Source organism: Pseudoalteromonas sp. 4NS20-0020 (assembly GCF_057554385.1).
The window spans coordinates 52134-74405 of the sequence record NZ_BAAJMI010000004.1; the positions used below are offsets into that span (position 1 = coordinate 52134).

Genomic DNA, 22272 nt, shown 5'->3' on the forward strand with positions numbered 1-22272 from the left:
AGGAGATAGGAATGAGCAATACAGTTAAAACGATTAATCCGGCAACTGAGCAAACCATCGATACCTACACGCTACTTTCTCAACATGAGGCTGAGCAAGTAATCGAAAAATCTCACGAAACATATTTAAAGTGGCGTTTAACGTCATTTAGCGAACGCGCAAAACATTTAAATGCCCTCGCAACACTTTTTGAAGAACAAAAAGAAGCCATTGCTAAATTAATGACCGAAGAAATGGGTAAAGTTTACGAGCAAGGCTTTCAAGAAGTTGAACTATGTGCCGGAATTTGTCGTTATACAGCTGAAAACGGCCCACAAGTTTTAGCGGACGAAGAACGAGACATGGACGGTGGCCGCGCCATTATTAGTTACCAACCTACGGGCGTTTTATTAGGCATTCAACCTTGGAACTTCCCGCTTTATCAAGTTATTCGCTACAGCGTAGCTAACATTATGGCCGGTAACACGACCGTGCTTAAGCACGCAGGTAACGTTTTTGGCATGGCTGAAAAAATCGAAGCCCTATTTAAACAAGCCGGTTTCCCGGAGCATTGCTTTAGCAATTTACTTATTGATGGTAAAACAGCAAGCAGCCTAATTGCCCACAAAGCAATTAGCGGTGTAACCTTTACAGGCAGTGATGGTACGGGTAAAAAAGTAGCCGAAGAAGCCGGTAAACACGTTAAAAAAACAGTACTGGAGCTTGGCAGTAACGATGCTTACTTAGTACTGGATGATGCCGATTTAGAACTTGCCGTTAAAACCTGTGTAACAGGACGTATGATCAACAACGGTGAAACCTGTGTATCAGCAAAACGTTTTGTTGTAGTTGAGTCACTTTACGATGACTTTAAAGCACAAATTAAAGAACAATTTGAAGCCCTTAAAATGGGTGACCCCATGGCTGATGACACAGACCTTGGCCCAATGGCACGTGAAGATTTACGCGACGGTATTCATGACCAAGTCATGCAATCGGTTAAAGCAGGTGCAAATATTGTAACGGGTGGTGAAATTCCATCGCAAACGGGTTACTACTACCCGCCTACAATTCTCGATAACTTATCGCCGGGTATGCCCGCATACGACGACGAATTATTTGGCCCTGTCGCTTCACTTATTAAAGCAAAAGACAACGACGATGCTATGCGCATTGCCAACGACTCTCGCTATGGTTTAGGCGGTGGTATTTTTTCAAAGGATGAGAAAAAAGCCATCGAACTGGCTAAAAAGCACTTTGACACCGGTATGATCAACATTAACGGTTACGGCCTTGCACAGCCTAACCTACCGTTTGGTGGTGTTAAAGAAAGTGGCTACGGCCGAGAGCATGGTGGCTTTGGTATGCGCGAATTTGTGAATATTAAGAGCATTATGATTGCCAACGCATAATAAATGCAACATACCTGTTATTGAATAAAATAGCAGCAATAAATATTAAGCCTAAAAGCGAACTGCCGCTTTTAGGCTTTTTTATGCTTAACAAATAAAAGCTCGCTAAGCGCTAATAATCAAAAATAGTTTAGCAAACATACACTGTTACAAATTTAGGGTTTTAAGCCAGCTTAATGGCTGCTAACTTATTTACTACTCATTAAATATTTCATAAAAAGCTGAGTGCCTTAATAGCAAAAGTCTCAATTAAGTAGAGCAGCATAAAGGATTAAATATGAATAAAACGATAAAAAAATTAGTCGTTATTGCAGCGGTTGCATTGTCAGCAGGTGCTTTAGCACAAACCTACAATGCATATAACCACAAAAAAATGGCTGCCATTGAATGCGGTGGTGAAAAAAACATAAAAAGCGTTTCAAGTAAAAAGTTTGAATGTATTGAGCAAGCTAGAAAAACACTATAAATGCGACAAAATCAGAGCTTAAAAATAAGATAAAAACCCGAGGGTTGGCCTAAAAGGCAACGATGAATTCACAATGCAAAGCAACCTTTACCAAGGTGAGCGCTAGTTTGGGAATAATAAGAGGAAACTTTCCTTTTTTCTACATGCTTAAATAACCTACATTAAGCATAATATTTATAGCTGGCAATAAGTTACACTATTTGCTAATAATAGAAACTCATAAAATAAGGACCTTTTTACGCAAATATGGGGAAAGTGTCCTTTGATTAAATTGTTATGTTTTACGAGTAATTATGAGTAAAATTTTTATTGTTTTCCTTTTTATATCAGGTGTTGCATTGGCTGAAAAATATCCAGAGTCTTACGATTCCGTTGAGTTGAAATATCAACTTGTTGGCATCGATGGTTTGAGTGAAAAAGAAAAGGCCATATTTGCTATTTGGTGGTTGGAAGCTGAAGTAAGCAACGGAGGGTTTCATCAATATTTTTGGAATTCCGCAGGTGATAATGCAGGGTTGGCTTTGGATTCATTGAATAAAATAGGCGCTACCGAGACAGCAAAATTGCTTAAACAGGCTATCGATATTGCTTTTTCTGGTTCACTACCTCTAACTCGCACTGATAGACAAATGGAATTGGAAATTGAAGAAGACAAGAAAATTGATGAACTGGGTAAGTTAGATTCTAGCTTTTATGAATATCAAGAGGACTTTTATAAAATGCTAAATAACTTTAGAGTAAAGTAAAACATAACAATCCATTCAACCGGCCCCATACTCGCGGCCATTGTTCGTGCCTCACAAAGTGTAGGCCACAAGTCTGTGCCGTTTAATAGGGGCGTTAGGAGTGCTGATGAGGCTGCATATTTTTTTACTATCGTTGCTAATGTCAGGTACCGTATTTGCAGAAGATAAAAGCAAATATACGCCAGAGCAATTGTTCGTGATCGGTACAGAGCTATTTAAAGAAGACAGAAAGGAATTTGATCCTAATTTGGGACTTGAGTTCCTACTAGAGTCAGCGAAATTTAAATACGAATTCGCTCCGTTTGGTTTGTGTGTTTCATTATCAACTGAAAAACCAATACTAGACTTACAAGAAGCTTATGCATGGTGTTATGTCGCGCAAAAAATTGGGAATAAATATTCAAACATGGCTTCTCAAAGAAGCGATGAAATATTAGGTAAAATCCTTTTAGATAGTGGTGTTGTAGCAGTTGAGAAAGCTAAAAAACTCGCTATCTCTAGATATCAGGAGTAGGCACTCCTAACAAACGCATTAAAATGGACGCCTAACAGTTGGCTGGCGCTCATTCTTCGCTAAGTTTAGCCAACTGTTATCCGCCATTTATGCGGAGCGTTAGGCATACAGGGAAAGAATGAGAGATATTGCCAATAATGAGCACTATTCTGAAATGCTCAAAATTCAGGAAGAGTTAAATCATAAACTCCGTAATGATTTTGAAAATGAAAAAGATCATGGTCGTGAGCATTTAGCACGCTTTTTAACTGAGAGAGTGAATGCACTGGTTGATGAACTAAATACTAGTGGTTATTCTTTTGGACCATGTGACTACAGTGGCGATATAAATTTTGAAAACAGCGAGCAAACATTTAGCAATGGAGCTGAAATGGGAGAAGGTATTATTCTTCACTTTCATGGTTATTCCGTACAAGTATCTTGGGAAGGTGGTGATAAGTATGCCTAACAAGTTGCTCAAGTTCGTTCGTAAACTCACAGGGACAATTAACAGTTGGCTTGGCGCTTCGCGCAAGTATAGCCAACACTCAATTGCCCCTTAGCAAAGCGTTATATTTACAAGGAGGTTTAATGTTTTATTTTAATTTATATGATGACAAAAGATTAAAAGGTCTCAAGCAAAGTGAAAAAATAGAGATCGTAAATAGCGCAGTTAAACAATTCAGAGAAGACAAACCTATAAATATTTCTCGCCGGTTGCTAATTATGTTTCTTTGGTGCGGAATACCAGCTTTAGTCTTCTTAATACTTTTTAATTTTGGTTTCGCTATTGGCTGGTTTGCTCTTTCCATACTCATTCTTGGGATTAAGACCGCTAATGATGAAAGTGCTGAAATCGAACCTTACTTAGATAAAGTATTAAAGTGACATAAATATAACAAGTCACTGAAGAAAGACTCGTCACGGCTTGAGCGAGTTCCTTCGTCACATAAGTTTAGCAAGCCTAGACCGCTTCTTGATGAAGCGTTATATTTCAAACGAATTGGAGCATTAAATGAATTCAGAAGTTAAAATCGATATCTTATTTGCTGGGCTATTATTGATTCCAGTATTGATCCTTGCAATTCCTTATATTAAAAATAAGCTAGTGATCCTTTCTCGCGGTAAAGCTTTTTCAATTATCTCATTACCAATATCAGCATATTTAATTTATGACATATCAATTGAAAGCAATGTTTTCGGCTTAGTCGGTTTGTGTGTGGCGTATATCGCTTTCTTTTCTACTTATGCCGCTTCAATATCACTATTGGCTGTTTCAACCAAAAAAGAAGACTTGGCGTAATAAAGAGATACAAGGCACTCAAAAGGGTAATTACTCCTCACCCATTTTAGTAGACTCCTCCTCATCATTTTGAGGAGGCTAAAATGCCTAGATATACCCAATCTAGATAGACATCGTTTTACCCCGTTAATTTCAAAATCAAAGCAGTCGAACTAAGCTTACGATACGATGTCATGTCAAAGGACGTTGCCGAGGCGCTAGATATTTATCTGTTAATGCTTAGTCGTTGGCGCTTCGCTTATCCGACCTACACAACCTAATAACAATTACTATTTTTCAAACCTGGGGACTTTTCGCTTATCGGCTTTGCTCATGGTAAGTTCTGCTACTTCTTCTTGCTTTAACTCGTCGGGTTTGTCCTCTAATGACTGCTGACTGGCATTTTCATAAGAAAGCTCGGTAAGCAGCGCAAAGTGGTCTGAGCCATATTTAGCTAAGCGCTCAATACGCTTAACCTTAAAACCCTGGCTATGAAATAGGTGGTCGAGCGGCCAGCGCATAAAAAAGTAACCAGCGTGGAATGTGTTATAAAAGCCGCGACCTTTACGGGGATCTAAAAAGCCACTTATTTGCATAAATAATCGCGTACTGCGCGACCATGCTACGTCGTTTAAATCGCCCGCTACGATTGTTGGACGAGTTGGGTTTTTAACTGCTTTGGCAACCATTATTAGTTCTGAGTCGCGTGGGCGCGATGAATCTTCTTCAGTTGGGCTTGGTGGTGCTGGGTGAATAAAGTGCCCTTGCATTTCAAGGCCTTCGTCGTTTTCAAATAAAATATGAATTGAAGGAATATCATCTTCAATGAGCTCACATATTTGCGCATCGAGTAATTTAAATTTGCTGTATAAATGCATGCCATAGCGATTGTCTTTAGGGCATTCAATATAATGAGGGTAATCTTTTTTAAGGACCGATAGCTTTTCTTCCCACCAGCTATCGCTTTCAAGTGTAATGAGTAAGTCAGGTTTGTGCTGATTCACCAACGCTATTAATTGCTCACTATTGTGGTTTGACATAAGCACATTAGCCGACATTATTCTTATGCTATGCTCGCTGTTTTTGCTCGCGCTTTGTACTTCTTTTTTTGCAAGCCAAGTATAAGGAAAAATCCATTTACCTTGTAAAACCATAATAATTACAGATGCGAGCGTAATATAAATATAGTGCGTATCACTATTTAGCCATAACAAAAATAGTGAACTAACAAATATAAAACCAGCAATATAAAACACTTGTAAGCGAACAAAATCGCAGCTTCTAACCAAGTAGTGCTGGCTGTATGACATGGGTAGTAAAGTTACCAGTAAAAAAAAGCCAGTAGTTACAGCCAACAATGTAAGCATTACTTAAATCCCTTTAAATTAATTTAGCGACTCAAAATTGATAAGATTTCTCGTGTATCGTGTACTAAGTGGATAATTTTACGGTCGATTTCGATACTTACAGTACCATTATTTCTCGAACGTTCAACAACCCTACCACGTTTGTATATATCAACCTCTAAAATATCACCAGCATGGTAACGCTTATTTTTACCTGGCGGAGTCCACTCTGCACGAAGTAGCTGCTTTTTCTCTTTTTTAGAAAGAGAGTTATGATCATGATGCTTGTGCTTTTTATGGCCAACCTTTTTACCTTGGTGCTGGCCATGATTGTCTTTGTTTGGGTTAGCCTGTGCACCAAAAGATGACAGCGCAAGTGTGGTGAGTGTGATGTAAATAGCTGCTTGCATAAGTATCTCCAGTGCTAATAGTCATCTAAGACTAACAAGCTAGGATGAACATCAAATGAAATAGCGCTTAAATTTACGGTGTTAACGGTGTTTGTACTGAGTTTTACAATGACTGCGCATAATAGCGGGATCGCGTAACTTTAAGTGCTTAGTTTTACGCCCTGCGTGGCGCTTACGCCACACTTTAAAACTCCCTTTAGAGATGTGCTCTCGCATAAAAACGACGAGCTGAGGGTATTTTAATCCGTATAGTTGTTCAATGGCTTCGAATGGCGTCCTATCTTCCCACGCCATTTCAATAATGCGTGATTGCTGCTCTGCGTTAAACATGGTGTGTTCCAAAAATTAAATTTATACGCGACTTAAAAACGCATAGATCATCAATTTCATCACTCACTTTAAAATTTAAAAATAGCTTATATACTTAAAAGAAAATGGATTTGCTAGTCATGCGTTTTATTTTATTAATCTTCGCTTTAGTGGCGTCATCGTCAGCAGTTGCCGAGTCAGGTAAAACATTAAGCTGCGTTACAACTCACTACCCGCCTTATACTATTTTTGATGAGCAAAAAAACACATTTACGGGTTCAGACATTGAACTGATAAATTACTTAAATCAAAGCTTAGGCTTAAACATTAAAGTAATACACTTACCTTGGGCACGCGTAAAAAAAGAAATGACCCTTAACTATTACGACTGTTATTTCTCTTTAGCAACAAACACCCTACGTGAAAAGCATTTAGAGTTTACTCAGCACCCTACACATGTGACCAAATTTGGATTATTTGCTTTAGATAAAAGCACCCTAAATAACAAAGACTTTTCTAGCACTAGAATAGCTATGCTCCGAGGCGTTGCCTTACCTAATGAAATAGCTGATAAATACAATATATTGCCTAAAAATATAATGCATACACTTTCAACGTCAGATTCTTTCAAGTTATTAGAAAAAAAGCGTGTTGATTTTATAATCACTAATTATCAAGCTGGGCTTTGGTTTGCAAAAAACAGTGTCGGCATTCACGCTCGTCAGTTCAATGAATCCAGCTTACCTGTTTATATTGCATTTAAGCCGGGTGTAGTCGATATAAATTTAATTGATAAGCAAATAAAGCAATATTACGAACAGTAATTTACGGTTATACATGCACTTTAACGCAACAAGTTTAAAAGCCTATAAAAACCACATATCATTTAACCAAGCTATTTCCCCAAACGTTTTAGGTATGTATGAAATATTATTGTTTGCCGCTCATTTTGCCGTTTAGCCAAGCTGTTGTAGCTGATCAGAAAAGTACAGACTCAATTGAAGTTATTACCACCACAGCATCGAGGGTCGAAGCGCTTTCTACACCCCTTCCATTGTCTATTTCTACCCTAACCGAGGCGCAACTTAAAAGTATTGCACCCACTCACATTGAAGAAGCCCTGCAACGCGTTGCTGGTGCTAATGTACAGCGCGGCAATGGACAAGAATATTTGCCTGCGCTTCGCTCGCCAGTTTTGTCTGGGGCTGGCGCATGTGGTGGTGTGCTAACTTTAGAAGATGGTATTCCTCTTCGCGCTGCGGGTTTTTGTAATATTAACGAGCTATTTGAATCGCATAGTGAGATGGCCCAACGTATTGAGGTGTTAAAAGGGCCGGGCTCAGCTTTATACGGCTCAAATGCTGTGCATGGTGTTATTAATGTAATAACACCCGACACAACTCAAGGCGGCGGTTTATTGGGCGTAGATTATGGCTCATATGGCTATGCACGCGTTAAATTACGTGCAGGGCAAGACTATGGGAACAGCGGAATTGGCATAAACGCCAGTATTACTGACGATACAGGGTACCGTGATGATGAAAGCGTTAAACAACAAAAAGTAAATATACGCCATCGTCTAGAGCGCGATAATCTATTGCTCACATCGGGTATAACTTATACACATTTAGATCAGCAAACAGCTGGTTTTATTACTGGGTTTGAAAGCTATAAAAATGAAGATATAGCACAGCAAAACTTCGATCCTGATGCATTCAGAAAGGCAACATCTTTTCGAGCGTGGAGTAATGCAACATGGCAATTAGCCAATAACGATGTACTTTCTACCACTGTGTATATGCGCGATCAAAGTATGGACTTTTTTAAGCATTTTTTGCCAGGCACACCCCTTGAAAAAAACAGTCAAACAGGTATTGGTGTTCAATCGCTTTATAAGCACAGTATAAATAACAATGTAACTCTGAACTTAGGCTTAGATGGCGAGTACACCCAAGCCGACTTTTTACAAAGTCAAAACGAGGCAACGCAAGGTTCGGCATTTTTAGTGGCCACCGTGCCACAGGGTAAACATTACGATTACGACGTCAATGCCACACTTTATGCACCATTTGCATCCGTGAATTGGCAATTAAATAAATGGCTATTAACAGCCGGGGTTCGTTACGAGCACATGCAGTACGACTACACAAATAATATGCTTGCGGGTAGAACAAAAGAAGATGGTAGCGAGTGCGGGTTTGGTGGGTGCCGATACAGTCGTCCTGCCAGCACTAAAAATAGCTTTAGTAATGCCTCACCTAAACTTGGAATAAGTTACCAATACAACAGTAATAACACGTTTTACGCTAACTTTTCTCGCGGTTACCGAGCGCCACAAGCTGCTGAGTTATATCAATTACAACGCGAGCAAACCACCGCTAACTTAAACCCAGAAATAGCTAACAACGCTGAGTTTGGTATAAAAGGATTATACAGTGCATTTAATTACAGCTTATCTGTATATGCTATGAGTAAACACAATACTATTTACCGTGATAGCGACTTTTTCACTGTAAATGATGGCAGCTCTCGCCATCGAGGTGTGGAACTTGAACTTAATTATCAATTACCCAATAACGTGTCGGTTAACTTTGCAGGTACACATGCTAAACATAGTTACACTAACAACCAAGTTATTAACGGCCTAAACATAAATGGCAACGACATAGATACCGCACCACGCAACATTGCTAATATTGATATTACGTGGCAAGCACGTAACAACACCCAATTTGCACTTCAATGGCATCATGTTGGCCATTACTACACAGACCCTGATAACTTAAATGAATACGAAGGCCATTCGGTTCTTAGCTTACGCGCCCAGTGGCAAGCAACAAAAAATATTGAAGTTATGGCTCGTATTATAAATGTGACCAATAAAGCGTATGCAGAGCGAGCTGATTACACCAGTTTTACAGGCGATAGATATTTTCCGGGTAAACCACGCAATGCAATGATTTCAGCATCTTACTCTTGGTAAGCAACTATAAATAGAATGTGGGTTAATGTTAGTTAACCCATTGCTGCAACCACGAAAAAAAACCTTTTGATGACTTAATTTGCGGGTGCTTTTGAGCGTAACGGGAATTAGCAAGCTCCCGTTGCTCTCTGCGTTCTTGTGCTAAGTTAGCCTTTGCTGCAAAGCGTATACGTTGCTCTTGAGTAAGCTCGTCATTGAAATGAATAGCTGACTTTTTTACTGCTCGACTACTTTTTGGTGAACTGCACATGGTTGTATCCCGATAATGTTACTAATTATATGACACGTAATTAGCGACAAAACTTTCAAACTATTCCTAAATTGCGCCAATACATTCAACTTCTACTAAAGAATCAAGCGCTAACGCTTTTACTGCAAATGCACTACGCGCTGGATACGGCGCACTAAAATATTGCGTATAAATAGCGTTAAACGCTTTAAAGTCGTTAATATTGGTAAGCATAACGGTGCACTTTACAATATTGCTCATGCTGTAGTTATGCTGCTCTAAAGTGCGTTTAATATTTTCAAGTGTTTGTTTAGCTTCACCTTCAAAACCACCCGCTGCTAACTTACCGGTTTCAGGATTAATCCCTATTTGTCCCGACATATAAAGCGTATTGCCGGCTTTTACTATTTGTGAAAATGGTAAGTTAGAGTTAGCTTTGCCTGTATTTAAAAAGTCGACATTGCTTGAACTAGCATGGGCACTTATGCACATTAATGCGCTTATATATAACGTGATTAAAGAAGTAGGTTTCATAGTAACTTAACCTTATGGTGTGGTGTCATAAGCAGGAATTTTATGTAAATCGGCCAACCACGTAAGTGCTGACTTTGACCAAATTTGTGCTGAAGGCTTAAATTGCTCTCGCTGATCAACAGCACCTAAACGCAACCCATATATACGATCGATAGGTGACTCATTAGTTGCATAAAGTGATGTACCACAATTGGCACAAAAACCTTGCGCTCGCTTATTGCCACTTTGCGCTGTTTTTACATACTCTTTCGGTTGTCCTTTTGTAAAATCAACCGAATTGGGATCTGCAATTACAACGGCTCTAAATGGTCCACTCGACATCCGTTGGCAATCACTGCAATGACATACTACTACGTTATTATTTTGTGTGGTGGCCTCATAAGTTATATCGCCACAAAAACAGCTTCCTGTGATTTTCATATAATAATCCTCTAACATAGGCCTATAAAGCCCTCACACATCTTTACGCACTGCGCTTAAAATACATTGAGTTAGCTTATGACTTTTACTAACTCAATTGTTAGCAGCCTACTTTTTACTATCTAAGTAATCTACAGCGAGCAGGCTTAATGCCTTAGTCCCTACTTTAAACGATGATTCGTCAGCATAAAAATAAGGTGAATGATTACTTGGTACCGTTTTTAAATCTTGGCTACTTGGCGTACCACCTAAAAATACAAAGACACTTGGGATTTCTAATGCATAAAACGAAAAGTCTTCTGCTCCTGTAATCTTATCCATTTCCACTACGTTATTTTTACCCGCCGCTTTTGCAAGGGTTGGCAGCATTTGCGCAGTAAGCTCAGGGTTATTCACCGTTACCGGGTAACCTTCATGAATATGCACATCGGCAGTTGCCCCCGACGACTTAGCAATATGCGTAGCGGTTGTTTTAATATTTTCAAAAATCTGCGCGCGATTATTCATATCAAAATTGCGAATTGTACCTACCATTTCAACTTTTTCAGGAATTATATTATTACGCACTCCACCTGCTATTTTGCCAAACGACACAATTGCGGGCTCTTTGGTTATATTTACTTGGCGGCTCACAATATGGTTAACGCCCGTTACAATTTGTGCAGCCGCTGCAATAGGGTCAACCCCAGTCCACGGTGCTGAACCATGTGCTTGGCGGCCGTTAACAGTAATTTCAAACCTATCAGAACTGGCCATAGCAGGGCCGCTTCTGTAACCAATTTTACCGCTGTGTAAGCTCGATGTTATGTGAAGACCAAATGCTACGTCGGGTTTATATTTGGTAAATATCCCCTCTTTGAGCATCAATTCTGCACCGCCTTCCTCGCCAATAGGTGCGCCCTCTTCAGCTGGCTGAAAAACAAACATAATATTACCGTGCAGCTCGCTTTTCATATCTGCCAATACTTGTGCTGCGCCCATCAACATGGCTACATGCGTGTCGTGCCCACAGGCATGCATTACACCCACATCTACACCGCGGAAATTTGTGGTTTTGGTTGATTTAAATGGCACATCTGTTTTTTCGGTTACAGGTAGTGCATCCATATCAGCACGTAGCATTACCGTAGGGCCTGGCTTTGCGCCTTTTAAAATTCCCACAACACCGGTGTAAGCAATATCGGTTTGTACTTGCATACCTAACGACTTTAAGTGTTTAGCCACAATGCCTGCGGTACGTGTTTCGCGATTACCAAGCTCAGGGTTTTGGTGAAAGTCACGTCGCCATTCAATTACCTGCTGCTCTACATTTTTAACGTGTTGATCAAGGTTTGCCTGCGCGTTAAACGTACCAAGTGCAGCAAAACCTAATGCCACTGAAAGTAGTGATTTTTTCATCCTGTTTTCCTTTATTATTTTAATGAAGCCCAACAACCGATTTAGTGTTATCGAAAAGTGCTGTTGAGTTATAGCCTACACCATTTTAAATGCACTATCCTTAAATCGCACAGACGACATAGATTTACTCTGCGATACTAAAACTTAATTTAATTGGTAAATGTAATTAAAAAAAACCAATCGCAAATACGATTGGTTTTAAAAATAAAGCTCAAATTGCTTTTGCATTAATTAGCTTGGGCTTTATAAGCATTTGCATTTTTTATGCTGTTAAAATCGTTAAACCGTACATTGTGCTGACGCATTACGTCGAGTATTTTTTTACTTAACATTTGGCGCAGATAAAAAGGTTGGTTTGGTACAAAGTGATGAATAGTGTGTGTTTTACCAAAGTTAAAACAAAACAAGTGAAACGGCATAAATAAACGGCTTGTTAGTACATGAGTTTGCTCTAGCATGTTATTAACGCCGCCATAGTAATGCATGCTTGATGTGACAAAATTAAGCGAGCTTGAACGCACTATATTAGGCACAATTAACACAATCATCATAAATTCAAACACATTTAAAACCTCTAACGCTAGTGCCGGAGTGCTTGCTTCAATGGGTACAAAAAAGTTAACTGTGTGAAATATAATTACGCTATACAAAATAATGAAGTATGTAGTTGTTACTGGAAAGCCCGCATTAAATACGCTAAAAAAACTAAACCCTTTAATTTCTTTACTAAAACGTTTGGTATTAATAACTAAACCAAGCAAACCGTCTACAATAACAAGCACACGCATAAATGGGTTTTTAATACCATTACCCACCAAGCGTTCTTCGAGATCTTGCTTTGTACCTGATGTTTTATGATGATGTAAATGCATTTTGCGTCTATACCATGGGCTAATAGTGTTTGGCCTCATTAACCAAACAGTTAACATCATAAAATTATGAATTATGGGCTGATTACTAAAATACTGCTTATGAATTAGATCGTGTTCAAGTTCATGCGAAATCGAAGCCGCCATCGCTGCTAAAATAATACAAGCCCATGCAGGAATAATGGCAAGATAATACAAAACACCAACGCCAATTAAAGCACTCAACGAGAGCAATAATATAACAAGTCCAATGGTATTTTGATGAGCAAGCAAAGGGTATTTTTGGCGTAGTACTGCCTCTTCTGCTTTTATAGCTTTAACAATTGCTTGAATATTTTGTTTGGCACTTAGCTGAGTCATATGAACGTTCTTAAAACCGTGTTGTAAACATGATACTTAATTACATTATACGCTAAAACATTTAAGTTGGATTTCATTGTATTTAAGCAAAAAATCAATTTTTAAATGTTAAGCCTAATTTCCTATCTAAAAGGGTTAAATACTTAATATATAAAGTGGTAAGCACTTCAAAAGAGCGTTAATTAAACGTAACAAATGTGGATTTACCTGCATTTACCCTATAATCTATATTATTAATAACATAGCTGTGCGGGAAAGCCTTTAAATTATGAACACTTTTCAATCTATTTATAAAGAAGGCGAATGGCAAACGCCGTTACCAAAAAAATCTGATGCAGCATTAGTATTTGCTTTTGGTGACAGACATGTCATGGCAACATCGCACATGTTGTCACAATTAAAATCATCTTTCCCTGAGGCTGAAATTGTAGGGTGCTCTACCAGCGGAGAAATTCAAGGTAGTGAAATACATGACAAAAGCATAGCGCTGACCGCCGTCCACTTTGAGAAAAGTCATGTTATTGCCAAGTCAGATAACATTAGTAACTATGCCGACTCAAGCTCTTTGGGCGCTGCACTTGTAAATCAATTAGATCATAATGGCTTACGCTATGTGTTTGTTGTTTCTGATGGGCAGCTTATAAATGGTAGCGAGCTCATTGAGGGTATTACTGGTGCATTACCTAAAAACGTACTTGTGACCGGTGGCTTAGCGGGTGATCAGGCCCGCTTTAAAGAAACCATAGTATGGCACAACGATAACGTTACTAAAGGCTTAGTCGTTGTTGTTGGGTTTTATGGCGAAAAGTTAAATATTAGCCATGGCACCATGGGCGGGTGGAAACCATTTGGCCCTATACGCGAAATTACCAAATCAACTAAAAATACCCTTTATGAAATAGACCACAGTCCTTCACTGGAGTTGTACAAAACGATGTTAGGTGAATACGCTGACGGGCTGCCAAGTTCTGCTTTATTATTCCCGCTATCTATGCAAGAAGTTGGTGAAGAACAATCCGTAGTCAGAACCATTTTAAGTATTGATGAAGATAAAAAAAGCATGACCTTTGCGGGTAATCTCCCAGAGGGTGCTAAATGCCAACTAATGCGCGCAAACTACGAAAATCTGATTGATGGAGCACAACAGGCAGGTGAAGCAGCCATACAAATGATGGGCAGCAACCAGCCTAGTCTTGCGCTTTTAGTGAGTTGTATTGGCCGACGAATGATACTCGACCAATTAATTGAAGAAGAGCTTGAAACAATTGCAGACTTACTTCCCAAAAACTGCACTAGAACCGGCTTTTACTCCTACGGCGAGTTATCGCCTCATGTACCACTGGGGCCGTGTCATTTACATAATCAAACCATGACCCTCACCTTGTTAAGTGAAAACTAGGAGGTTTACAAGTTGCATAAACTGCTAGCACGCCAGTTAAAACGTAGTAAGGTTGATGAAAGCTTTGTTCAAGAGTATGCCGATATTATATCGCGGGTATCTGATGCTTATGAACTGAATGAGCGCGAAATCAATATTTTAGAACGGTCATTATTTATTACGTCTAACGAATTAAACGAGCGTAATGATTTACTTAAAAACCAACTTAATGAGCTTTCTGATACACAGCAACAATTAGAACATTCAATTAGCGTGCTTAATGCTACATTTGACGCTATAGGCGAACAAGTTACTGTGCTAGACCTAAAAGGTAACGTTGTGAGTGCCAATATAATGGCCAGAGAGTTCTTCGAGCGCTTTAATTTAAACGCATATAATTACTTTAGCCAAATAGATACAATAATAAAAAAAGGCAACAAAAGCGCCGACATTATCGCGCAATTAAAAGCAGACTCAAAACAGGCCTTGAGTGGCGAGTTTGAATCTATCGACGACAAGCATTATAGCTACCGCTCACTTCCTCAGCTTAAAAATGGCCAACTTATTGGTCGTGTATTTTGTATTCGTGATATCAGCGTTGAAAAAGAACATGAAGAAATCATTCATTTTCAAGCCTACCATGACGCCCTAACTGGATTAGCAAACCGTCAATTATTTATGGACCGTCTTGAGCATTCACTAACACTCGCAAGACGCGATGATTCGATGACCGCAGTGCTCTTTTTAGACCTAGACAACTTTAAGCGAGTTAACGACACTGAAGGCCACAAAGGCGGCGACGAACTACTAATCAAAATGGTAGAGCGTATTAACCACCGTTTAAGAGAGCAAGACACACTTGCCCGAATAGGTGGTGATGAGTTTGTAATTCTTGTTGAGCTTGTTAAGTCAAAAAATAATATTGAAAACTTGTGCGAGGCGTTGTTAGAGACAATAAGTAAAGAATTTATTATAAATGGTCGACCTCAATATGTATCATCAAGCATTGGAATTGCGTTATATCCACAAGATGGTATTACGCCCGACTCCTTGCTTAGTAACGCCGACATGGCGATGTATGACGCCAAAAATAATGGCAAAAATGCCTACCGTTTTTATCATAGGAAATTAGAAGCTCATGCCCGTGAACAAATGGATATTGAGCGCGAACTTCGCAAAGCAATAAACAACCAAGAATTAGAAATATACCTTCAACCTAAAATAGGTTTAGACTGCAATCAGATTTTGGGAGCTGAAGTGTTGATGCGCTGGTTTACGGCTAGCGGAGAGTCTATACCGCCCGATTTATTTATTCCTATTGCTGAGTCAACTGGGCTAATAAAAAAAATAGGTGAGTTTGCTATTAGCTCGGCTATATCGCTATTAGAGCAATGGCAACTAGAGGGGATCGCGCCTTTAAAGCTTGCGGTTAACCTATCAATTATTGAATTTCAGGACGAGCATTTTATTGATTACATTATTGAAAGTATTTCAAACTCATCAATTAGTGGCGATCAATTAATTATTGAGTTAACTGAATCTATTTTTATGGAAAATAAAGAGAAGATGAGTAAAACCATGCATAAGCTCAAGCACTATGGTGTTGCGTTTGCATTGGATGACTTTGGTAAAGGTTACTCGTCGTTTAGTTATTTACAGTTATTGCCTATCGATTACTTAAAAATAGACAAATCGTTCTTACAAAATGTCATTACTGATGAACAAAGCGCTGCCATTGCCAAGTGTATTATCGATATTGGTCATAACTTAGATTTAGCTATTATTGCAGAGGGAATAGAGGATCAAGAAACGCTTGATTACGTATCAAAGACTCACTGCGAAATGGCGCAAGGATTTTTTATGTACCGCCCTATGCCCTCTGATTCATTTACAAAGCTAATACGAAAAAACAGCCACGCAAAGTGATATGACTATTTAGAATATCACCTTGAGTGCCGCTCGAGCCTATTAGTAAAAGCCCCATTATAGAGTAATTAATTCGTCCATGAAGCTACATCCATCGTTCATCCATGAACTCACTTCGAATAACTGCGAAACTTCGTTTCGGTTTACTCTCACCCAGCGGCCGGACTTTAACTTATACCTGCGCACTTGAGTGCCGCCGAGTCCGTCATCACAAATTTTAGACATAAAAAAACCTCTGCTAAATCTAGCAGAGGTTATAAAAAGTGGTACCAGCGGCCGGGCTTTAACTTATAGCAGCGCACTTGAGTGCCGCTCGAGTCCGTTATCATAAATTTTAGACATAAAAAAACCTCTGCCAAATCTAGCAGAGGTTATAAAAAGTGGTACCAGCGGCCGGACTTTAACTTATAGCAGCGCACTTAAGTGCCGCTCGAGCCCGTCATCACAAATTTTAGACATAAAAAAACCTCTGCTAAATCTAGCAGAGGTTATAAAAAGTGGTACCAGCGGCCGGACTTTAACTTATAGCAGCGCACTTAAGTGCCGCTCGAGCCCGTCATCACAAATTTTAGACATAAAAAAACCTCTGCTAAATCTAGCAGAGGTTATAAAAAGTGGTACCAGCGGCCGGACCTTAACTTATAGCAGCGCACTTGAGTGCCGCTCGAGTCCGTCATCACAAATTTTAGACATAAAAAAACCCCTGCTAAATCTAGCAGAGGTTATAAAAAGTGGTACCAGCGGCCGGACTCGAACCGGCACTCCTTTCGGAAGGGGATTTTGAATCCCCCATGTCTACCAATTTCATCACGCTGGCATCATTTTTCTTTAACCTTCTAAACACGAGAAGATAAAGAAAAACCACTTTAGAGCTTAGGATTATTTATGTGCCTTCGTCTCTATGCCAAGCATTATACAAACAATAGGGTTAGCAGCAAGCCTTTTATTACATAAGCATGATCAACCGCTTAACATTTAGGCAACTCTTAACATTTAAAAAAATTAAAGCGTCATGTAAATAAAGCACTTTAAAAATACAGATATTATTTAAACCAATAGTTAAATGATACCAACATACTATAGCGCTTAGTATTTTTGCGCTTTTTTGCTAAACTAGCCACACATTAACAGTGAGAGTATTTTTATGTCGGGTGAGTTTCCACGTGCTGGTTTTTGGCGCCGTTTTGCGTCGCTAATATACGACTCTTTAGTCGTCATTTCATTATCTATGCTAACCGCTATTTTGTACTTTGCTGCAATTCAAATTTTAATTTCTACGGGCCTTATTGAACAAACCGAAGGTCAAGACCCTGCTGCATTTATAGAAAATTCACCTTTACTAGATGGCATTCGCAGTGCGTTGTTTGTGGGCGTAAATGTTATCTTTTTTAGTTACTTTTGGACCAAAAGCGGTCAAACAATTGGTATGCGAGCATGGCGATTAAGAGTACAAACTAACGATGGCAATTTAATTAGTTGGTCGCAATCAGTTATTCGCTGCATGGGCGCGTTACTTGGTTTAGGTAACTTAGTTGTGTTAGTTGATTTTAAAAACAAAAAAGCGTTACAAGATTACTTATCTAAAACAGAGGTTGTTGCTCTTTCAAAAGAAGAGAACAAACGTATATATCGCGAGCTCGATTAATGTATACACACTAATAAAACCTCTAAAAACAAAAAAGGGTGACTTACTAGTCACCCTTTTTTATTTTTAGATATAGTCGCTTATACCCGTTTATTCATTAAGTAGGTCGCAAAGCCTATAAAAATAACACTAGGCAGCACGGCGCCAATTATGGCTGGTATTTGGTAAACCATTACCACGGGACCAAATATCTCGTTTGTTAAATGAAACACAATGCCTGTTACAACACCCATAATTATTCGTGCGCCCATAGTTACAGTGCGTAACGGACCAAATATAAAAGAGAGCGCAACCAATAACATAACCGCAACCGACACGGGTTGCATAAACTTTCGCCAAAGAGCAAGGTCATAAGTACTGGTATCTTGCTCATTTTGCTCTAAGTAACTTAAGTACGACCATAATCCTGTAAACGAAAGCGACTCAGGCTTTACAGATACAACGCCTAACTTTTCAGCGGTTAGTTGCGATGGATAAAACTCTTCTGGGTGTAGTTCAGTCGTAATTAACTCATCCGTAATAATTACTTTGTTTACATCACGTAAAAGCCATCCATCTTTTCGGCTAATTGCCTCTTTAGCTTTAGTAATTTGAGTAAGTTCAAGTGAGCTATCAAAATAGTACATGTGCAAACCGTTAAGCTTACCGCTTTCATCCACATCTTCTATATTTATGAAGTTATTTCCATCTTTCGCCCAAACCCCTTTTTGTGCGCTAAACACATCTCCGCCATGTATAGCTTGGTTTCGCATTTCTTTTGCACGTAACTGTGCCTCTGGTGCTCCCCATTCGCCAAGCGCCATCATACAAATGGCCATAAACATGGCGGTTTTCATCACCGAACCAATAATTTGCAACCGCGACATACCCGCAGCTTGCATAACCACTAATTCACTATTTGAAGCAAGCGCACCAAGCCCTGTTAAGCCCCCAATGAGCGCAGCCATAGGGAAAAACACCACTAAATCACCAGGAATACTGTACAGCGTATACAGCATGGCGGTAATCAAATCGTAACTACCACGCCCTACCGATTTTAACTGTTCAATAAATTTAATTAGGGTACTGATGCCAACTAAAACCAACAAAGCAAAGCCTGTTGTTTGTAAGATGCTGCGGCCTAAATACCAGTCGAGTGTTTTCATCATGAGCTTAACTCCCGCTTAGTGACAACAGCTTTAAGCAAAGCGCCTATTGGGCGGCCTTTAATAATTAATAAGCCACCAATAAATAAGGCACTCAAGTGAATCCACCAAAGCCCAATTGACGCCGGTATTTTGCCATCTTCTATCGCGAATTTTGCGGCATTTAATAAAATAAAATACCCAAGATACAAACTTATAGCGGGTACCAATTTAGCAAATTTACCTTGGCGAGGATTAACCACACTTAACGGCACTGCTAATAAAGTAAGCAGCGGAATAGAAAGAGGAATAGCAATACGCCACTGCCATTGAGCAATAGACTCAGGAGTATTAATAGCAAGCAACTGATTTGTCGGCACAGCTTCTAACTTACGGCGTTGATGCTCTATTTCTTGTTCACGAATTTGTACACTGTAGCCATCAAACTCGGTCAGGTTTAATGCTGGTGTTGTTGCGTCGGTTTCGTATCGTTTCCCATCGGTTAACACTAACTGTTGCTCACCGTTTTGCGCTTCAATTACCACGCCTTGCTCTGCGTATACTAGTCGAGCTAATTCATCGTTATCACTATTTGGTAGCTGTGCAACAAACACTTTGTTCAGCTCTTTGCCACCATTTTCAATGTTATGAATAAACACCACGGCTTTTTCGTTCCCTGTTTCTTGAAAACGACCGGCTCTTAATGCTGACAGCCCTGCGTCAGCTTTAGCTTGTTCTTTTAATTGATATTCTTGCTCACTGGCCCACGGTGCTAGGTACATAGTTAATGCGCCAGCCAAAAGCGCCAAGCCTGCGCTTGATATTAAAGTTACACGTACTACATACCATTCGCTCACACCACACGCTTTTAATACCGTCATTTCGCTGTCGGCGTAAATACGGCTGTACGCTAAAATAATGCCTAAAAATATACTCAATGGAAGAATTAACGAGGCAAGTTGTGGTAACTTTAACGCAATCATCGACAGCACTAATTGAGCAGGAATGCTTCCCTCTGATGCGTCACCTAAAATAACCACCAGCTTTTGTGATAAAAAAATGGTCATTAAAGTTAAAAATACGGCGACCTGCGATTTTAAAACCTCAGCGGTCAAATAACGAAAAATAAGCAATGCTCGCCCCTGTTAAACTTAGTATTTCACTACAATAGTGAGTGTCGAATAGTTAAATAGCTATTTTGCACAGTTTATACCGACAAATAGGCTATTATTATAAGCCATCAAAATTAATTATCCTACCTAAGTGCAAGATATAATGTTGCATTAGTAGCCCTTAAGCATATAAAGTTCAATTACACAGTAAGAGTCGGTAAAAATCAGCTAAAATGAGTATTATCTCTACATAAGCTTAGCTACTAAGACTAGAAAATATTATTTTTGGCCTTATTTATTAGCTCAAATGACTCACAACCAGGAGCAACAATGGAATTTAGCGTAAAAAGTGGTAGCCCAGAAAAACAACGCAGCGCATGTATTGTCGTTGGCGTGTACGAACCACGCAGGTTATCCCCCATTGGTGAACAACTCGATAAAATCAGTGATGGTTATATTTCAAATTTACTTCGCCGTGGCGACCTAGAGGGTAAACCTGGCCAAGTTTTATTATTGCACCATGTCCCTAACGTGTTAAGCGAGCGTATTTTGCTTGTAGGTTGCGGTAAAGAGCGCGAACTTGATGACAAGCAATACAAACAAATTATCTCTAAAACAATAAATACCTTAAACGATACAGGCTCAATGGAAGCGGTATGCTTTTTAACAGAGCAACACGTAAAAGGCCGAGATACTTATTGGAAAGTACGCCAAGCCGTAGAAACAACGCAAGATTGCTTATACACGTTTAATCAACTTAAAAGTAAAAAAGTAGACCCGCGTCGTCCACTTCGTAAAATTGTATTTAACGTACCCACGCGCCGCGAACTCACTATTGGTGAAAGTGCGATTGAGCACGGTTTAGCTATCGCTGCTGGCAGCAAGTTGTGTAAAGACGTTGCCAACATGCCACCCAACATTTGTAACCCTGCGTATTTAGGCGAACAAGCGCAAGAGCTTGCTACTAATTTTGATAACATCACCGTTGATATTATTGGCGAAGAAAAAATGGCAGAGCTTGGTATGAACTCATACTTAGCGGTTGGCCGTGGTAGTGATAACGAATCTGTTATGTCGGTTATTAACTACAAAGGTGCAAGCGACGAGCAAGCGCCAATTGTGTTAGTTGGTAAAGGTTTAACCTTTGACTCAGGCGGTATTTCAATTAAACCTGGCGAAGCCATGGATGAAATGAAATACGATATGGGCGGTGCTGCAGGTGTTATAGGTGCAATGCGCGCTTTGGCACAAATGCAATTACCTATAAACGTAATAGGTATTTTAGCTGGTTGTGAAAACATGCCAAGTTCAAATGCTTACCGACCAGGTGATATTTTAACAACGATGTCGGGGCAAACGGTTGAAGTACTTAATACCGATGCTGAAGGTCGTTTAGTATTATGCGATGCGTTAACCTACGTGGAGCGTTTTGACCCAGATACCGTCATAGATGTAGCCACCCTTACAGGTGCATGTATTGTTGCATTAGGTGCTCATGCAACAGGCTTGCTTGCAAACCATAACCCCCTTGCCCACGACTTATTGAAAGCGTCTGAGCAAAGTGGCGACCGTGCATGGCAGCTACCACTGTGGGACGATTACCAAGACCAACTAGAAAGCCCATTTGCTGATTTTACTAACTTAGGTGGGCGCGCGGCAGGCACAATTACCGCAGCGTGTTTTTTATCTAAGTTCACCAAAAAATATAATTGGGCGCATTTAGATGTAGCGGGTACTGCATGGCGAAGTGGTGCAAATAAAGGCGCAACAGGACGCCCTGTTCCTATGCTAACTCAGTATTTATTAAACAGAGCGGGTGTAAGCGAAGCAGCACACGATTAATTATCTGTT

The 22272-nt window shown here is 39.6% G+C and carries 23 protein-coding genes, 1 tRNA gene and 1 pseudogene; 14 read left to right on the forward strand and 11 right to left on the reverse strand.

Annotated elements, in window-relative coordinates; all coding sequences use genetic code 11:
• Positions 1–11 precede the first annotated feature (11 nt).
• The 8 genes and pseudogenes from AC27JL_RS10760 to AC27JL_RS10795 all read left to right on the forward strand — a co-directional run.
• The gene (locus tag AC27JL_RS10760; RefSeq protein WP_008126503.1) at positions 12–1391 is read left to right on the forward strand and encodes an NAD-dependent succinate-semialdehyde dehydrogenase; all 1380 of its coding nucleotides are present in this window, start codon (positions 12–14) and stop codon (positions 1389–1391) included.
• Positions 1392–1668: 277 nt separating this feature from the next.
• Positions 1669–1857 (forward strand): hypothetical protein, encoded by a 189-nt coding sequence (locus tag AC27JL_RS10765; RefSeq protein WP_203986193.1) that lies wholly within the window; start codon positions 1669–1671, stop codon positions 1855–1857.
• A 293-nt stretch (positions 1858–2150) separates the two neighbouring features.
• Positions 2151–2603 (forward strand): DMP19 family protein, encoded by a 453-nt coding sequence (locus AC27JL_RS10770; RefSeq protein ID WP_243531545.1) that lies wholly within the window; start codon positions 2151–2153, stop codon positions 2601–2603.
• Between the two features lie 139 nt (positions 2604–2742).
• Positions 2743–3117 (forward strand): hypothetical protein, encoded by a 375-nt coding sequence (locus AC27JL_RS10775; protein WP_243531547.1) that lies wholly within the window; start codon positions 2743–2745, stop codon positions 3115–3117.
• A gap of 118 nt (positions 3118–3235) precedes the next feature.
• Positions 3236–3565, forward strand: a complete 330-nt coding sequence (locus tag AC27JL_RS10780; protein ID WP_277053569.1) for a hypothetical protein — start codon at positions 3236–3238, stop codon at positions 3563–3565.
• Positions 3566–3687: 122 nt separating this feature from the next.
• Positions 3688–3984 (forward strand): hypothetical protein, encoded by a 297-nt coding sequence (locus AC27JL_RS10785; RefSeq protein WP_243531549.1) that lies wholly within the window; start codon positions 3688–3690, stop codon positions 3982–3984.
• A 127-nt stretch (positions 3985–4111) separates the two neighbouring features.
• Complete coding sequence (locus AC27JL_RS10790; RefSeq protein ID WP_006793683.1) at positions 4112–4399, forward strand: hypothetical protein; 288 nt, start codon at positions 4112–4114, stop codon at positions 4397–4399.
• A gap of 83 nt (positions 4400–4482) precedes the next feature.
• Positions 4483–4641, forward strand: a pseudogene (locus tag AC27JL_RS10795) (transposase); the annotation flags it as partial.
• A gap of 27 nt (positions 4642–4668) precedes the next feature.
• Here AC27JL_RS10795 and AC27JL_RS10800 read toward each other — a convergent pair.
• From AC27JL_RS10800 to AC27JL_RS10810, 3 genes are all read right to left on the reverse strand, one after another.
• The gene (locus AC27JL_RS10800; RefSeq protein ID WP_487195611.1) at positions 4669–5745 is read right to left on the reverse strand and encodes an endonuclease/exonuclease/phosphatase family protein; all 1077 of its coding nucleotides are present in this window, start codon (positions 5743–5745) and stop codon (positions 4669–4671) included.
• 23 nt (positions 5746–5768) lie between these two features.
• A complete protein-coding gene (locus tag AC27JL_RS10805) occupies positions 5769–6134 on the reverse strand; it encodes a hypothetical protein (protein ID WP_487195612.1) in 366 nt (121 codons plus the stop codon).
• Between the two features lie 81 nt (positions 6135–6215).
• Positions 6216–6464: a TIGR03643 family protein gene (locus AC27JL_RS10810; protein ID WP_006793686.1), complete on the reverse strand. Its 249-nt coding sequence runs from the start codon at positions 6462–6464 to the stop codon at positions 6216–6218.
• Positions 6465–6583: 119 nt separating this feature from the next.
• Here AC27JL_RS10810 and AC27JL_RS10815 point away from each other — a divergent pair, with 119 nt between their 5' ends.
• Both AC27JL_RS10815 and AC27JL_RS10820 read left to right on the forward strand, forming a co-directional pair.
• Complete coding sequence (locus AC27JL_RS10815) at positions 6584–7267, forward strand: substrate-binding periplasmic protein (protein ID WP_487195613.1); 684 nt, start codon at positions 6584–6586, stop codon at positions 7265–7267.
• Positions 7268–7365: 98 nt separating this feature from the next.
• A complete protein-coding gene (locus AC27JL_RS10820) occupies positions 7366–9426 on the forward strand; it encodes a TonB-dependent receptor (protein WP_487195614.1) in 2061 nt (686 codons plus the stop codon).
• 28 nt (positions 9427–9454) lie between these two features.
• Here the strand turns inward: AC27JL_RS10820 and AC27JL_RS10825 are convergent, their stop codons facing one another.
• The 5 genes from AC27JL_RS10825 to AC27JL_RS10845 all read right to left on the reverse strand — a co-directional run bounded on the left by AC27JL_RS10825 (position 9455) and on the right by AC27JL_RS10845 (position 13236).
• On the reverse strand, positions 9455–9676 hold the full coding sequence (locus AC27JL_RS10825) for a hypothetical protein (protein WP_039038431.1): 222 nt from the start codon (positions 9674–9676) through the stop codon (positions 9455–9457).
• A gap of 66 nt (positions 9677–9742) precedes the next feature.
• Positions 9743–10189: a RidA family protein gene (locus AC27JL_RS10830; RefSeq protein WP_277053576.1), complete on the reverse strand. Its 447-nt coding sequence runs from the start codon at positions 10187–10189 to the stop codon at positions 9743–9745.
• Positions 10190–10201: 12 nt separating this feature from the next.
• Entirely contained in the window at positions 10202–10609 is a 408-nt protein-coding gene (locus AC27JL_RS10835) for a GFA family protein (RefSeq protein WP_033019588.1), read from the reverse strand.
• A gap of 108 nt (positions 10610–10717) precedes the next feature.
• Positions 10718–12007, reverse strand: coding sequence for a M20 family metallopeptidase (locus tag AC27JL_RS10840; protein ID WP_305472946.1), 1290 nt, complete (start codon positions 12005–12007; stop codon positions 10718–10720).
• Between the two features lie 227 nt (positions 12008–12234).
• A complete protein-coding gene (locus AC27JL_RS10845) occupies positions 12235–13236 on the reverse strand; it encodes a fatty acid desaturase (RefSeq protein WP_487195615.1) in 1002 nt (333 codons plus the stop codon).
• A gap of 268 nt (positions 13237–13504) precedes the next feature.
• On the opposite strand from AC27JL_RS10845, the gene AC27JL_RS10850 reads away from it, so the two are divergent.
• Together AC27JL_RS10850 and AC27JL_RS10855 are read left to right on the forward strand one after the other, a co-directional pair.
• Entirely contained in the window at positions 13505–14635 is a 1131-nt protein-coding gene (locus tag AC27JL_RS10850; RefSeq protein ID WP_487195616.1) for an FIST signal transduction protein, read from the forward strand.
• Positions 14636–14647: 12 nt separating this feature from the next.
• Positions 14648–16540: a putative bifunctional diguanylate cyclase/phosphodiesterase gene (locus AC27JL_RS10855; protein WP_487195617.1), complete on the forward strand. Its 1893-nt coding sequence runs from the start codon at positions 14648–14650 to the stop codon at positions 16538–16540.
• A 732-nt stretch (positions 16541–17272) separates the two neighbouring features.
• On the opposite strand, the gene AC27JL_RS10860 is transcribed toward AC27JL_RS10855, so the two are convergent.
• A tRNA-Leu gene (locus AC27JL_RS10860) sits at positions 17273–17357 on the reverse strand.
• A 327-nt stretch (positions 17358–17684) separates the two neighbouring features.
• Between AC27JL_RS10860 and AC27JL_RS10865 the strand changes: the two genes are divergently transcribed.
• Positions 17685–18185: an RDD family protein gene (locus AC27JL_RS10865; RefSeq protein WP_305472952.1), complete on the forward strand. Its 501-nt coding sequence runs from the start codon at positions 17685–17687 to the stop codon at positions 18183–18185.
• Between the two features lie 80 nt (positions 18186–18265).
• Here the strand turns inward: AC27JL_RS10865 and lptG are convergent, their stop codons facing one another.
• Together lptG and lptF are read right to left on the reverse strand one after the other, a co-directional pair.
• The gene (gene lptG / locus AC27JL_RS10870; RefSeq protein ID WP_008131921.1) at positions 18266–19333 is read right to left on the reverse strand and encodes an LPS export ABC transporter permease LptG; all 1068 of its coding nucleotides are present in this window, start codon (positions 19331–19333) and stop codon (positions 18266–18268) included.
• Entirely contained in the window at positions 19330–20442 is a 1113-nt protein-coding gene (lptF, locus tag AC27JL_RS10875; protein ID WP_487195619.1) for an LPS export ABC transporter permease LptF, read from the reverse strand. Before lptF ends, lptG begins: the two co-directional genes overlap by 4 nt.
• Before the next feature lie 309 nt (positions 20443–20751).
• On the opposite strand from lptF, the gene pepA reads away from it, so the two are divergent.
• Positions 20752–22263 (forward strand): leucyl aminopeptidase, encoded by a 1512-nt coding sequence (gene pepA / locus AC27JL_RS10880; RefSeq protein ID WP_010557831.1) that lies wholly within the window; start codon positions 20752–20754, stop codon positions 22261–22263.
• The last annotated feature ends 9 nt before the right edge of the window (positions 22264–22272 follow it).

What these genes read in the sequence shown, in the direction of transcription:
- AC27JL_RS10785 (WP_243531549.1), top strand. Translation starts at nt 3,688, where the DNA reads ATGTTTTATTTTAATTTATATGATGACAAAAGATTAAAAGGTCTCAAG.
- AC27JL_RS10805 (WP_487195612.1), bottom strand. Translation starts at nt 6,134, where the DNA reads ATGCAAGCAGCTATTTACATCACACTCACCACACTTGCGCTGTCATCT.
- AC27JL_RS10820 (WP_487195614.1), top strand. Translation starts at nt 7,366, where the DNA reads ATGAAATATTATTGTTTGCCGCTCATTTTGCCGTTTAGCCAAGCTGTT.
- AC27JL_RS10830 (WP_277053576.1), bottom strand. Translation starts at nt 10,189, where the DNA reads ATGAAACCTACTTCTTTAATCACGTTATATATAAGCGCATTAATGTGC.
- AC27JL_RS10760 (WP_008126503.1), top strand. Translation starts at nt 12, where the DNA reads ATGAGCAATACAGTTAAAACGATTAATCCGGCAACTGAGCAAACCATC.
- AC27JL_RS10815 (WP_487195613.1), top strand. Translation starts at nt 6,584, where the DNA reads ATGCGTTTTATTTTATTAATCTTCGCTTTAGTGGCGTCATCGTCAGCA.
- AC27JL_RS10845 (WP_487195615.1), bottom strand. Translation starts at nt 13,236, where the DNA reads ATGACTCAGCTAAGTGCCAAACAAAATATTCAAGCAATTGTTAAAGCT.
- AC27JL_RS10790 (WP_006793683.1), top strand. Translation starts at nt 4,112, where the DNA reads ATGAATTCAGAAGTTAAAATCGATATCTTATTTGCTGGGCTATTATTG.
- AC27JL_RS10770 (WP_243531545.1), top strand. Translation starts at nt 2,151, where the DNA reads ATGAGTAAAATTTTTATTGTTTTCCTTTTTATATCAGGTGTTGCATTG.
- pepA (WP_010557831.1), top strand. Translation starts at nt 20,752, where the DNA reads ATGGAATTTAGCGTAAAAAGTGGTAGCCCAGAAAAACAACGCAGCGCA.
- AC27JL_RS10835 (WP_033019588.1), bottom strand. Translation starts at nt 10,609, where the DNA reads ATGAAAATCACAGGAAGCTGTTTTTGTGGCGATATAACTTATGAGGCC.
- AC27JL_RS10865 (WP_305472952.1), top strand. Translation starts at nt 17,685, where the DNA reads ATGTCGGGTGAGTTTCCACGTGCTGGTTTTTGGCGCCGTTTTGCGTCG.
- AC27JL_RS10825 (WP_039038431.1), bottom strand. Translation starts at nt 9,676, where the DNA reads ATGTGCAGTTCACCAAAAAGTAGTCGAGCAGTAAAAAAGTCAGCTATT.
- lptG (WP_008131921.1), bottom strand. Translation starts at nt 19,333, where the DNA reads ATGATGAAAACACTCGACTGGTATTTAGGCCGCAGCATCTTACAAACA.
- AC27JL_RS10780 (WP_277053569.1), top strand. Translation starts at nt 3,236, where the DNA reads ATGAGAGATATTGCCAATAATGAGCACTATTCTGAAATGCTCAAAATT.
- AC27JL_RS10765 (WP_203986193.1), top strand. Translation starts at nt 1,669, where the DNA reads ATGAATAAAACGATAAAAAAATTAGTCGTTATTGCAGCGGTTGCATTG.
- AC27JL_RS10850 (WP_487195616.1), top strand. Translation starts at nt 13,505, where the DNA reads ATGAACACTTTTCAATCTATTTATAAAGAAGGCGAATGGCAAACGCCG.
- AC27JL_RS10800 (WP_487195611.1), bottom strand. Translation starts at nt 5,745, where the DNA reads ATGCTTACATTGTTGGCTGTAACTACTGGCTTTTTTTTACTGGTAACT.
- AC27JL_RS10840 (WP_305472946.1), bottom strand. Translation starts at nt 12,007, where the DNA reads ATGAAAAAATCACTACTTTCAGTGGCATTAGGTTTTGCTGCACTTGGT.
- AC27JL_RS10810 (WP_006793686.1), bottom strand. Translation starts at nt 6,464, where the DNA reads ATGTTTAACGCAGAGCAGCAATCACGCATTATTGAAATGGCGTGGGAA.
- AC27JL_RS10775 (WP_243531547.1), top strand. Translation starts at nt 2,743, where the DNA reads ATGTCAGGTACCGTATTTGCAGAAGATAAAAGCAAATATACGCCAGAG.